At 34.2% G+C, this 13255-nt stretch carries 13 protein-coding genes; 5 read left to right on the forward strand and 8 right to left on the reverse strand.

Annotated elements, in window-relative coordinates; translation table 11 throughout:
• Nucleotides 1-5 precede the first annotated feature (5 nt).
• The 3 genes from KHA98_RS18880 (at nucleotide 6) to KHA98_RS18890 (ending at nucleotide 3265) form a co-directional block, all read left to right on the forward strand.
• Nucleotides 6-1484 (forward strand): carboxypeptidase regulatory-like domain-containing protein, encoded by a 1479-nt coding sequence (locus KHA98_RS18880; RefSeq protein ID WP_213259449.1) that lies wholly within the window; start codon nucleotides 6-8, stop codon nucleotides 1482-1484.
• 154 nt (nucleotides 1485-1638) lie between these two features.
• Nucleotides 1639-2817, forward strand: a complete 1179-nt coding sequence (locus KHA98_RS18885; protein WP_213259450.1) for an AIR synthase related protein — start codon at nucleotides 1639-1641, stop codon at nucleotides 2815-2817.
• A gap of 91 nt (nucleotides 2818-2908) precedes the next feature.
• Nucleotides 2909-3265, forward strand: a complete 357-nt coding sequence (locus tag KHA98_RS18890) for a hypothetical protein (RefSeq protein WP_213259451.1) — start codon at nucleotides 2909-2911, stop codon at nucleotides 3263-3265.
• Between the two features lie 92 nt (nucleotides 3266-3357).
• Here KHA98_RS18890 and KHA98_RS18895 read toward each other — a convergent pair whose 3' ends face one another.
• Nucleotides 3358-3981, reverse strand: a complete 624-nt coding sequence (locus tag KHA98_RS18895; RefSeq protein WP_213259452.1) for a M949_RS01915 family surface polysaccharide biosynthesis protein — start codon at nucleotides 3979-3981, stop codon at nucleotides 3358-3360.
• 171 nt (nucleotides 3982-4152) lie between these two features.
• On the opposite strand from KHA98_RS18895, the gene KHA98_RS18900 reads away from it, so the two are divergent.
• A complete protein-coding gene (locus tag KHA98_RS18900; protein WP_213259453.1) occupies nucleotides 4153-6492 on the forward strand; it encodes a GH92 family glycosyl hydrolase in 2340 nt (779 codons plus the stop codon).
• Nucleotides 6493-6727: 235 nt separating this feature from the next.
• Nucleotides 6728-7171, forward strand: a complete 444-nt coding sequence (locus KHA98_RS18905) for a hypothetical protein (protein WP_213259454.1) — start codon at nucleotides 6728-6730, stop codon at nucleotides 7169-7171.
• 194 nt (nucleotides 7172-7365) lie between these two features.
• On the opposite strand, the gene KHA98_RS18910 is transcribed toward KHA98_RS18905, so the two are convergent.
• The 7 genes from KHA98_RS18910 to KHA98_RS18940 all read right to left on the reverse strand — a co-directional run bounded on the left by KHA98_RS18910 (nucleotide 7366) and on the right by KHA98_RS18940 (nucleotide 13120).
• On the reverse strand, nucleotides 7366-9225 hold the full coding sequence (locus KHA98_RS18910) for a M61 family metallopeptidase (RefSeq protein WP_213259455.1): 1860 nt from the start codon (nucleotides 9223-9225) through the stop codon (nucleotides 7366-7368).
• A gap of 98 nt (nucleotides 9226-9323) precedes the next feature.
• Entirely contained in the window at nucleotides 9324-9602 is a 279-nt protein-coding gene (locus KHA98_RS18915; RefSeq protein WP_213259456.1) for a DUF2805 domain-containing protein, read from the reverse strand.
• 120 nt (nucleotides 9603-9722) lie between these two features.
• Nucleotides 9723-10550: a sterol desaturase family protein gene (locus KHA98_RS18920; protein ID WP_213259457.1), complete on the reverse strand. Its 828-nt coding sequence runs from the start codon at nucleotides 10548-10550 to the stop codon at nucleotides 9723-9725.
• Nucleotides 10551-10751: 201 nt separating this feature from the next.
• Nucleotides 10752-10994, reverse strand: coding sequence for a GlsB/YeaQ/YmgE family stress response membrane protein (locus KHA98_RS18925; protein ID WP_213259458.1), 243 nt, complete (start codon nucleotides 10992-10994; stop codon nucleotides 10752-10754).
• A gap of 41 nt (nucleotides 10995-11035) precedes the next feature.
• Complete coding sequence (aqpZ, locus tag KHA98_RS18930) at nucleotides 11036-11743, reverse strand: aquaporin Z (RefSeq protein ID WP_213259459.1); 708 nt, start codon at nucleotides 11741-11743, stop codon at nucleotides 11036-11038.
• A gap of 33 nt (nucleotides 11744-11776) precedes the next feature.
• Nucleotides 11777-12133, reverse strand: a complete 357-nt coding sequence (locus KHA98_RS18935; protein WP_213259460.1) for a DoxX family protein — start codon at nucleotides 12131-12133, stop codon at nucleotides 11777-11779.
• Between the two features lie 87 nt (nucleotides 12134-12220).
• Nucleotides 12221-13120, reverse strand: coding sequence for a DMT family transporter (locus tag KHA98_RS18940; RefSeq protein ID WP_213259461.1), 900 nt, complete (start codon nucleotides 13118-13120; stop codon nucleotides 12221-12223).
• Between the last annotated feature and the right edge of the window lie 135 nt (nucleotides 13121-13255).

Genomic DNA, 13255 nt, shown 5'->3' on the forward strand with positions numbered 1-13255 from the left:
CTCAAATGAAAATAGGATTAAAAATTTTGATGTGCCTTCTTTTTTTAATTTCATGTAGCGAAGAGCAGGCCGATGAAACAGGAACAGGATCAGTAAAAGGAAGAGTAGTAGATGCCCGAACATTCGCGCCCATAGAAAATGCCCGCGTTTTGTCGAGCCCTACATCGAGTACTGTATTCTCAGATAAAGATGGGTATTTTGTAATGGAAAAAATACCAGTAGGAAAATATTCTTTTCAGGCTCAGAAAGATGGTTTTATTGCCAGATTTCAACCTGCAACAATTGAAAAAGATCTGACAACAGAGATTATTTTTGAATTAGAAGTCTCAACCGCAAACAATAAACCGCCAGATATTCCGGTATTAACTGCACCTTTAAATAATGCTACGGGACAAGCGTTGGCATTAAACTTAACATGGACAGCGACCGATCAGGAATCAGATCCTTTAACTTATACTGTTACCGTGAAAAATGGTACAACAGATGAAGTTAAAACGTATGCTGACCTTAAAACAACAACATTGGCCATTTCAGGTTTAAATTACAGCACCAAGTATTTTTGGCAGGTTTCGGTTAGCGATGGTATTAATAAACCAATAAATAGTGTAACCAATTCGTTTTCTACACTGGCATTTCCAAATCCGAGATATTTGTACGTTAAGAAAATTAAAAACAATAATGTTATTTATACGGCTGATGAAGCAGGAAACGAGTTGCAAATGACATCTGCTGAGGTAAATAGTTACAGACCAAGAAAAAATCTAAGTATCAACAGAATTGCTTACATCAGTACAGATGGTTCTGTCAATCAAATTTTCAGTATGAATCCAGACGGAACAGATATTCAAAAAATAACCAATTTTGTACCAATTGCAGGATTTAATATGGATCACGTTAACTACTGTTGGAGTGCCAACGGAGCCCAGATTATCTATCCTAATTTTGACAAACTCTATCGTATAAATGCTGATGGTTCAGGTTTAATACAGTTGTATAAAACGCCAACAGGCAAGTTTATCTCAGAATGCGACTGGAGTCAGGACGGATCTCAAATGGTACTGAAAGTAAACGATGTCAATGGATATAATGTCGAGATCTATGTAATAAGTGCAGCCGGAGATTTCTTGTATCAGGTACTTTCTGGAGTAACAGGAGCGGCGAGCGGTATAAACATTTCACTTGACAACAGTAAAATTGTGTATACGCACGATGCTTCAGGATTTGAAAACGCCGATTACAGAAGAATGGATTCCAGAATATACATTTACACCGTTGCAACCAATACCTCGGCAGAATTACAAAGTCAAAAAGATAACGGATTCAATGATTTAGATGTTAAATTCTCTCCAAATGAGGCTCAGGTTATATTTGTGAATACATCCAACGATGGTTTATCTGCTAAAAATATCCTGACTGCTAATATAAGTGATAGCTCCACTAGGACAACATTATTCCAGAATGCTTATATGCCGGATTGGAAATAATTTTAAAAAGATAAAATGTTTAATAACAATTTAGTTGAAAAAATTCGATAGCATTCTAAATACTATCGAATTTTTTTGTGAATCAAACTTTGGAATAACCCCAGAATTAAAAAAAGGGATTATCTTTGCACCACATCAACACAAACTAATTTTCATGAGTTCAGATTCTAGCAAAAGATATGCACAAAGAGGTGTTTCGGCATCAAAAGAAGACGTACATAACGCTATTAAAAATATAGACAAAGGTTTATTTCCGCAGGCATTCTGTAAAATTGTTCCTGATTATTTAACTCAGGACAACGATCACTGCCTTATTATGCATGCAGACGGAGCGGGTACAAAATCATCTTTGGCTTATATGTACTGGAAAGAAACCGGAGATATTTCGGTTTGGAAAGGTATCGCTCAGGATGCTTTAATCATGAATATTGATGATTTATTATGTGTTGGAGCAACAGATAATATTTTACTTTCTTCTACAATTGGAAGAAATAAAAACTTAATTCCTGCTGAGGTTATTTCTGCAATCATCAACGGAACTGAAGAATTAATCAACGAATTAAAATCTTTTGGAGTTACCATTCATTCAACTGGTGGAGAAACTGCAGATGTTGGAGACGTTGTTCGTACTATTATCGTAGACTCAACTGTAACGGCACGTATGAAACGCAGCGATGTTGTGGATAATGCCAATATCAAAGCCGGTGACGTAATTGTTGGTTTGGCTTCTTTTGGTCAGGCAACTTACGAAAAAGGATATAATGGCGGAATGGGTAGTAACGGATTAACATCGGCACGTCATGATGTTTTCGGAAAATATCTGGCTAAAAAATATCCTGAAAGTTATGATGCATTAGTACCGGAAGAATTAATTTATTCAGGTCAGGTTAATTTAACAGATGAAGTAGAAAACAGTCCAATCAATGCCGGACAATTGGTACTTTCTCCAACAAGAACCTACGCTCCAATTATCAAGAAAATTTTAGATAAATATACACCGGAAGATATTCACGGAATGGTGCACTGTAGTGGAGGCGCACAAACTAAGATTTTGCACTTCGTTCAGAACTTACATATTATAAAAGACAATTTATTTCCAGTTCCGCCATTGTTCAAGTTAATTCAGGAACAATCAAAAACAGACTGGAAAGAAATGTATCAGGTATTCAACTGCGGTCACCGTATGGAAATTTATGTTCCCGAAAGTATCGCTCAGGATATTATCGAAATTTCAAAATCATTCAATGTTGATGCACAAATCGTAGGTAGAGTAGAAGCTTCAGATGCTAAAAAGCTGACAATCTCTAGCGAATACGGAACATTTGAATATTAAAAATATACTAACCATATAAGGGATATAAGTTCATTTTAGTAAAAAACTTATTGAACTTATATCCCTTATATGGTTTAAAAACACTTACATTATGTACGAACTACTTTTTTGGAGATATTTAGAAGAAATTTACCTGAACAATCAGGAAGTTTGCGATGCCCTTATTGAAAAAGAAGAAGTCGAAGGATTAGCCATTCTTCCCGTTGATGTAATCATTAACCGAATTAATTCGGTATTCTCAAAATGGGAAAGAGTAGACGAAAACAGCTGGAAAAATAAAGATGGAAAAGGCGCTTTTCAGGTTATTACAACGCCACAAAGTGTAAAAATTGACTGTTACGGAACTGAAGGAAAAACCATGAATCAACTAGTTTCTTTAATGGAAGAATTTAAATGTCCGCTTTACGATCCGCAAGTTCCTGCACGTTATGATGAAATGAGTGAATAGGTTTTTTGTTTGAAGTTTCAAGTTTCAGGTTTTTGTTCATACAGTTTTGGAATTTGGTCCCGAAGTTTCGGGATAAAAATTGGAATTTAAATTTACCCGTTTTTCAATATCAAATCCTGTTCTTTTCTTATTCTTACGACCAACTGATCGATATACGTTTTTATTTTCTGCGGAAGCGTATTCCAGTTTGCGTCTTTTTTAAAACTTATGCAAAAATCTAAGTCACATTCTACAGCGCGAATCACGTATTTTTTATTCTTATAAACGGTAATAATTTTTATACGTCTAATCTCATTGTATTCCGTTCTTGATCCGTATACAATTACAGGATCAACATAACCGTCGTTATCAAGATCTTTTGTATTGCAATATTTTGTCCAGAACCAAATATTAGTTTCTTTAGGGTCAGAATCTTCAAGGAAGTCATTAATTTTCCATTTTTCCAGAAAACCACCGTGATCATTTATGACACAAACCGCCTGAATTTTAGTATTTAAAGTATCCTTCTTCGAAATACTTTTTTGATTTTCGCCCAAAACCAATTCATAAACACCTCCTTTATCGCTAAACTCAAAAGCTCTGTAAATGGGAAATTCAATAAGGGCAGTAAGTTCTCTTTCTGAAATTTCTTGTTTGGTTAATCGGGTGCTTTCTGTTTTTTGAGAAAAAATAAAAGAAGAATAAAAAGAAAGTAGAATTAAAATATATTTTTTCATGGTTGGCTTTATACTTTTAATACATCAAAGATATTTAAAACCTTTTGGCATCTGCTAATTTTATGTTTTTTAAAAACAGATTTTATTGTATTTTTCTGCATTATAAAGACCGAATATCAATTTTTAGATAAATTCGTTCAGTCTCAAACAAACCGTAAGAAAAACGATAAAATGACTATAATAAACTCCAGAAAATTTCTTTTAGGAATATCAGTTTTGATGTTCAGTTTAACCAATACCGTAATTGGACAAAAGAAAGCAATTGAAAAACGAAACCTCATTCAGTACGTAGACCCAATGATTGGAACTGCCAAAATGGGGCATACGTATCCGGGCGCAACAGTACCTTTTGGGAGTGTACAATTAAGCCCCGAAACAGATACAATTGCTTATAGCTTAAACGGGAAATATAATGGAGACGTTTATAAATACTGCGCCGGATATCAATACGAAGATAAAACAATCGTAGGTTTCAGTCATACGCATTTCAGCGGTACAGGGCATTCTGATTTAGGTGATTTTTTAATAATGCCTACAACAGGAAAACTGCAATTAAATCCCGGTGTGGCATCAAAACCTTTTTCAGGTTACAGATCGGCATTTTCTCATGCAACAGAAAAAGCAGAGCCCGCTTATTACAGTGTACTTTTGGAAGATCATAATATCAAAGCCGAGCTTACTGCAACAACCCGTGTAGGAATGCATCAATATACTTTTCCAAAGTCTGATGAAGCTCATATTATATTAGATCTAACTTCCGGGATTTATAATTACGATAAAAAGAATGTATGGACTTTCGTGCGTATAGAAAATGATACTTTAATTACTGGTTACAGACAAACTAATGGATGGGCGAGAACCCGAACGGTCTATTTTGCGATGTCTTTTAGTAAACCCATTAAAAGCTACGGACAAGCTGCACAGGATAAAAGTGTTTACAGAGGCTTTTGGGGAAGATTTGATCAGACTAAAAATTTCCCCGAAATGGCTGGTCAGAACCTAAAACTGTTCTTTAATTTTAATACTGAAGAAGGAGAGAAAATCAAAATAAAAATGGCTTTGTCACCAGTAAGTTCAGCTGGAGCATTAGAAAACATGAAAAAAGAAGTTCCGGGCTGGGATTTCGAAAAAGTAAAAAAACAAAGTCAGGAAGTCTGGAATAATGAACTGAATAAAATTCAGATAGAAGCCATTCAGAAAGAGGATTATGTGAATTTTTACACGGCAATGTATCATGCATTTTTAGGGCCGACAGAATACATGGATTTGGATGGCAATTACAAAGGTTTGGATATGAATGTTCACAAAGCTCAAAACTTTAAAAACTATACCAGTTACTCGCTTTGGGATACGTATCGCGCTTTGCATCCTTTTTTTAATATTGTGCAGCCAACCAGAAATGGAGATATGGTAAGTTCAATGCTGGCACATTCAGAACAAAGTGTTCATAAAATGCTGCCAATCTGGTCGCATTATGCCAATGAAAACTGGTGCATGATTGGTTATCATTCTGTTTCGGTAGTGGCAGATGCAATTGTAAAAGGAAATGTAAATTTTGATGCCGAAAAAGCGCTTCAGATGTGTGTGAACACAGCAAAAGTTTCGTATTACGACGGACTGGAATATTATATGAAAATGGGTTATGTTCCCGAGGATAAAAATGGTTCATCGGTGTCTAAAACTTTAGAATATGCTTATGATGACTGGGCTATTGCTCAGGTTGCTAAGAAATTAGGCAAGACTGATATTTATAATGAATTCATCGAAAGATCTAAAAATTATAAAAATGTGTATGATGAGAAAACCGGATTCATGCGCCCAAAATTAAATGACGGAACTTTCAAAAAAGAGTTTGATCCGCTGGATACACACGGTCAGGGTTTTATTGAAGGGAATTCCTGGAATTACAGTTTGTATGTTCCGCAAGATCCAGCTGAAATGATTAAAATGATGGGAGGAAATGATAAATTCAATGTTCGTTTGGATTCTCTATTTAACATGCATTTGCCGGATAAGTATTTTGAAAATACAGAAGATATTACCAGAGAGGGAATTATTGGAAATTACGTGCATGGAAACGAACCTTCGCATCATGTGGTTTATTTGTACAATTGGACCAATTCGCCGTGGAAAGCTCAGGATAAAATTAGAATGATCCTGAAAAAGATGTATCGCAACGGAGCAGATGGTTTAGGAGGAAATGACGATTTCGGACAAATGAGTGCCTGGTACATTTTTAGTAGTTTAGGATTTTATCCAGTTGCTCCGGGCTCTGATGAATATGCTTTGGGTAGCCCGCTTGTAAAAAATGCAGTTTTCAATTTAGAAAACGAAAAGAAATTTGAAGTTGAAACAGTAAATCAATCCGATAAAAATGTGTTTGTTTCTAAAGTACTTTTAAATGGCAAACAATTAGATAAACCTTTTCTGAAACATTCGGATGTTATGAATGGAGGAAAAATCACTTTTTATATGAGTAATAAACCAAATAAAAAGAATTACCAGGATTAAAAATATTGCACACGGATTGAACGGATAAAACAGGTTTACGCAGTTTTTTGTTTTATTTTGCCAGACGTTCAGACCTGACAGGTTTTTAAAACCTGTCAGGTCTTATTTTGTTAAAGAACCACAACTTAGCTCAGTCTGGTAAAGAACAATATTAAAATTCGGGAAAATTTGTGCAATTCGTGGCGGAACAACAAAAAAACTTTACGAAATTTGCACTCTAATAAAGGAAACAACTATGAAAATAAATCTAAAATCAGGAATTGATAAATTGCTTTTCGGAATGAAGCAAAACGATGTAACGGCTGCTTTAGGAAAACCTGATAAAAATTATATAGACGAAGATGATAATGTGATTTTTGTGTACAATGCACATAAAATCAGATTGACATTCTATCAGGAAGAAGATATGAAATTAGGTTATTTAGTAGCTTCAAGCAATGATTTAGAAGTTTTTGGCTTCAAGTTAATCGGAAGAAAAATTGCTGATGTAAAGAAAGATTTAGCAACTAAAGGAATTACAAAATACAATCAGGAGACATTTGATACTTTTGAGAATTATTTCAACGAAGACAACTGGTTTATCCTTCAGACTGAATTTGATGAGGTAGTGAAGTTTGAAATTGGTGCTATTATCAACGACAAAGATGAATTTGACTGGAAATTTCCGGTGAAGAAATAATCAAACGTAAAAATCTTTGTCAAAGTTTCAAACTTTGACAAAGATCAAAACAAAAAGTTTGTCAGACTGAGCGAAGTCGAAGTCATATAAAGCGAATCACATTGCGGGACTTCGACTTCGCTCAGCCTGACATCAGATTACAAAAAAAACCGACAATCACTTGTCGGTTTTTTTGCTTTCAGAGTTAAAAGAGATTACCCTTTCAACCATGCATTTTTAAGTTTTTCTTTTGTAGCGTCTGTAGCTTTAAAAGTTTCAGATTCTTCGTATGGTAACTTTACAGTTCCTTTTATCGTTTCTTCTTTAGTACCACGTTTAATTTTTACTGTAATAGGATCGTTTTCTTTCCAGTTTTCGCTTTCAGTAATTAAATCATAGATGTTTTCTAGAGAATAGGCTTTGTTGTTGATTGCCAAAATTTTATCTCCACCTTTTATATTTAAGTTTTTGAAAAAATCATTTGGTTCGATGTCAGAACGAACAGCAATTTCTTTCGTTTGTTTGTCAACAGTGATAAAAGGAGTTTGTCCTTTTAAGAATATCGGACCTGGCTTTTTTTCTGTTGCTTTTGCTACACCAACTTTAGCTAAATAAAAATCGTAAGGAATTGGAGTAGTTCCTGCTACATATTTGTCTAGAAATTCACCCACTTCCGGATAAGTCAATGATGTAATTTTAGCAAAAAGCTCATTATCATTAAATGGCTTTTCAATACCATATTCATTAGATAATTTATGCATTAAATCAAGAATTCCTCTTTCTCCATTGCTTTTTTCTCTAATGATAATGTCAATACACATACCAATTAAAGCACCTTTTTGATATACATTTAAGTATTGATCTTTATAAGGTTGTACTAAAACGTTAGCACTCATTTTAGTAAATGACATCGTATCGTCTAAACTTTTTGCCTGCTCAATTTTATCAGCGATACGAGTGTAAAACTCACCTTCGTTAATTAATCCCTGATTGATCTGGAAGAGGTTTGCAAAATATTCTGTTACACCTTCATACATCCATAAATGCTCAGACATTTTTGGCGCATTGTAATCAAAAAACTGAATTTCTTTTGAGTGAATCGTTAATGGTGTTACAATATGGAAGAATTCATGAGAAACAACATCCTTCATTGATTCTACTAATTTCTCTTTTGGCATTGATTCCGGTAATACAACCGTTGTTGCAGTAGGATGTTCTAAAGCTCCAAAACCATGTGCATCATCTTTTGCCATACTTGACAAGTATAGTAAAACAGAATATTTTTTAGTTGAATTTACTGGTCCTAAAAAGTTTTTCTGAGCCGTCATCATTGTTTTCATTTCCGGCGTAATACTTTCTGCTGTAAATTTTCCTGTTGGAGAATAAACGGCAATTAAAATATCCATTCCGTTAACGTTGAAAGTAGTGTAATCCGGTTTAGAATACATAATTGGGTTTTCAACCAAAACAGCATAACGAGGAGTTGTAAAAACATCGCTTGTTTTGCTTGCATCTTCATCTGTCATAGATGTAGCACCCCAAAGTGTTTCAGGATGTGTAATGGTAACTTTATAAGGAACATCTAGTTTATCTTGAAAATAACCTACAAAACCATGCGTATTAACCATGAAGTTTTCTCCTGCTTTAATATTAGTACCTGCCGGAGAAAATACGTCATCATTACCAAAACCGGTTCCTTTTTCAGTATCAAAAGTATCTCCGGTTAAATAAGTAATCTTTTTTAACGTTTTTGCATTAGAAATAGACCATGAATTATCGTCAATTCTTTTTACCGTTAATGCATTTCCTTTAGCATCAAAAGCTTTGAAATCATCAGAATATTTACCGTAATTATCGGTAGAATAAGTTCCCGGAACTGTTTTAGGAATACTATAAATAACTTCGTCAGTTTTAATAGCAGGCGGAGTAACCGTTACCAAAACTTTATCGTCTTTTACATCAACAAGATTGATGTTAACGTCTACAATATTGCTTTTTGCAGTGCCGCCGGTACTACCTGTTTTACAACTCCAAAGCGTTACAGCCAGAGCTAAGGTGTAAATTATTTTTTTCATTTGCGTAAGTTTAGTTTTGTGTATATGACTAGATAAATAAGAAATTGTTACAAATTAGTTTAAAATAAAAAAAACTCCTGAATTTCAGGAGCTTTATTTTAGTCAAATTTGTTCTTAATGTAATATTTACCATCCAGATCTTCATCAAAATCATCAATTTTAACTGGTTTTGGTTTTGGTTTATTTGCAAGAGCCTTCTTTTTCCACATTTCAAATTTTTCAAGAGGCATTTTCTTCTTCAAAATTTCCAGTACTTCTTTTTCTGCCAATCCAAATTCTTTCTTAATGATCTCAAATGGATTTTTTTCTTCTAAAGCTAACGAAACAAGTTTTTCGGTTTGTTCCCAATTCAATTCTTTGCGGTTACTCTTTTTCATCTCGTGAAAATTAATTCAAAATAGAGGTTAATGATTAATAGATTGATTTTCATTTTATATATCAATATTAATAAAAAAAATAATTAGTTGGTACGCTCAATGATATTTTTTTTACTGATTTTAACTGTTTTTTTTCGATCTCGATTTTTGAAACGGAATTTGTAATAAATTCTGTAATTTATTGTGTTCCTCGGGTTTCATATGCGTATCAACCCCATAAATAAGCTGTTCTTTTGGTAAAGTTGTAAAAGTGCCAAATAAACGATCCCATACCGAAAAAATGTTTCCGTAATTACTGTCTGTATAAGGCAACATATAATGGTGATGCACTTTATGCATATTGGGAGAGACAATAAAATAACTTAGCCAAACATCCAGTTTTGCAGGAAGCGAAATATTGGCATGATTAAATTGTGAACCTATTACTGATAAAGACTGATAAAGGAACACCATCCACATCGGACTTCCCACTATTAAAACGCCCAAAGTGGTAAATATAAATCGAATAACACTTTCGCCCGGATGATGTCGGTTTGCGGTCGTAGTATCAATCCAGGTATCGGTATGATGTATAAGATGAAAGCGCCATAAAAATTTTATTTTATGTTGTACAAAATGGGCCAGATAAGCGCCAATTAAATCCAGTAAAAGTAAGCCAATTATAGTATAAAGCCAGATGGGTAATTCGGGAAGCCATTGCAGTATGCCGAAATTGTTTTCAGTGGTCCAGGCTGCGGTTTTAATTAAGATAAATGCCAGAATAAAGTTGACTATTATAGTTGTAATAGTAAAGAAAATATTAATACCCGCATGATGCCATTTGCGATACTGCATCTGAAAAAGCGGAAACGTATTTTCAATCAACCAAAAAAGGGTAATTCCTCCAATCAAAATCAAGCTTCTATGAGTTGACGGAATCGTGCTGAAATAATTAATAACTTCATTCATAATTAAGCAATGTATTTACTCAAATGTAATGAAATTGATGTAATAACGATATTGTTTTAGTGGAATTAATATTAATGAAGTGATTTTTTAAAAGAATCTGTTTTGTGATATAGTACAAAAAAAAAGAGAAAAAAGAGGTCTTTAGGACTTCTTTTTTCTCTTTATATATTCTGATAGGTGATTTAATTTATGCTAATACCTTTAGGCTTTTTTGATCAGGCTGATGATGAATAATAAAATCCAGGCACCTCCTGCAGCAATTAAAATTTGCCAAAGAAGCCCGCCGCCTCCAATACCAAGCTTTCCGGCAAGCCATCCGCCAAAAAATCCGCCGATGATTCCAACAATAATATTACCAATGAGTCCAAAACCTGCGCCTTTCCAAATTTGTCCGGCTAACCATCCTGAAACTGCACCAATAAGTAAGAAATATAAAAAATCCATATTTTAGTTTTTAATGTTAATGCTTGATTTGAGTTGTATGATTAAGCTTCGTCGTGATTTTGTAATAGATTTTTATAAATAAATCCGGCGACTATAGCTCCCAAAATTGGTGCAACCCAAAACAACCAAACCTGAGATAATGGTTCTCCACCAACAAAAATAGCCTGAGAAAGTGATCTAGCAGGATTAACTGAAGTATTGGTAATTGGAATACTGATTAAGTGAATTAAAGTTAAAGCTAAACCAATTGCAATCCCGGCAAATCTGCCATTTGCAAATTTGTCTGTAGCGCCCAAGATAACTAAAAGGAAAAACAATGTCAATACAAATTCGGCAATAAAAGCAGATTGTAAAGAATAACCGTCAGGAGAAAAAGCACCAAAACCATTTGATGCAAAAGCACCCGCTTTTGTATTGTCAATTACAAATCCGGCTTTGCCTGATGCAATCGTATACAAGGTACCTGCAGCAGCAATCGCACCTACACATTGCGCAACAATGTACGGAATTAGTTCTTTTGCCGAAAATCTTCCGCCAGCCCATAAACCAAACGAAACCGCCGGATTAAAATGTCCTCCTGAAATATGTCCTACAGCATAAGCCATTGTTAAAACAGTTAAACCAAATGCAAGGGCAACACCTGCAAACCCAATTCCCAGATCAGGAATTCCAGCTGCAAAAAGTGCACTTCCACAACCTCCAAAAACTAACCAATAAGTTCCAAAAAACTCTGCAAATAATTTTTTCATAATTAAATAATTTTAGATTAATAGATTTGATTGTTAACAGGTATATTGATATGCCCAGAAAATCAAAACAAATTGTAAGGGCAAACGTACAAATAAAATCCAATTTGGTAAACCAAAACTCGCTTTTTTATTTTGAAACATATAAATGTTTGCAGGAAATACAGCAATTAAAAGCGCTATAATTCCCCATGCGGCAAAAGTTTTTGTAGCAGGAAGCAAAAGGAGGGCACCCAATAGTATTTCGGCTCCTCCGCTTAGATTATTTATTAACTTGGGATTCTTAAATTGAGGCGGAATGATTTTAAAATACATTCCGGGTTTTCTAAAATGATTGATACCGGCAAGGATATATAAAAAAGCCATTAAATATAAATGCCAGAGTAGATTCATGATATCTTGTTGTTTATCACGAATTTATAAAAAAATTAACAATTATTACATTACAAGAGCTTTTTTTTTAGCACTCTGCAAAAAGTACTATTTTTTAGTCTTAAAATTGATGTTCATAATAATGATGGCAAGAATGATTAAAACAATTCCAACCCATTGTAAAAAGATAACTTTTTCATTCAAAAGGACGTAGGCCATAGTAACAGAAACGGGAAGTTCCAGCGCAGATACAATACTTCCTAAGCCAATTCCGGTTAACGGAAAACCAGCATTCATAAGCATAGGAGGGATTATGGTTCCAAATAAAGACAGAACAATTCCCCATTTAAGGAAGATTTCCAGATTAAAAGTTTCGGTTTGAGTAGCCAGAGCAAACGAAAATACAATTACAGCCCCGCCAAGAAGCATATATAGGCTTCGCTGTGCTGATGAAATTTCGGTCGCAACACGATTTGCGGTAAACATGGTTGTGGTAAATGATGACGCTGCACAAAGACCCCAGGCAATTCCTCGCCAGTCCAGTTTAAAATCGGCATTGATTAAGTTTGTTGCTAAAACAGTTCCTATAAGTACTATAAAAACGGCAAAAACTTTTTGTTTTGAAGGCAGTTTTTTTTCCAGAATCATTTCAAGTAAAACCCCCATCCATACAGTTTGCATTAATAAAACGATTCCAATTGAAACGGGAATATATTTTACCGCCAGATAATAAAACAAACTTGTCATTCCCAATGAAGTTCCGGCAAGCATTAATTGGAAGATGTTTTTTGAGGTGGCTTTTTTTACCGCTTTATCTTTATTTTTTATTTTTTGAAAGGCATTGATCAATAAAATTCCAAGAATACCTAAAACAAATTGAGAGGTGGTTACTTCGGCAGTAGTATATCCTTCACCATAGGCCATTTTTACAAAAGTGGCTAACATTCCGAAAGTTGTAGCTCCTAAAGCAACTAAAAATACTCCTTTTAATACGTTGTTTTGTGACATTGGAAATTCCTGTTTTAAAAATTAAGGCTGGCAAAGGTAAGGTATTTTGTTTAAGATTCAGCAGAAAATCAACGCAAACGTTATTATTGCTGTCGTTTTCGAGTGTAAAATTGCTTGATATTTTGAGGATTTAAT

This window comes from Flavobacterium branchiicola (assembly GCF_018383905.1).
In the GTDB taxonomy this organism is placed as follows: Bacteria; Bacteroidota; Bacteroidia; order Flavobacteriales; family Flavobacteriaceae; genus Flavobacterium; species Flavobacterium branchiicola.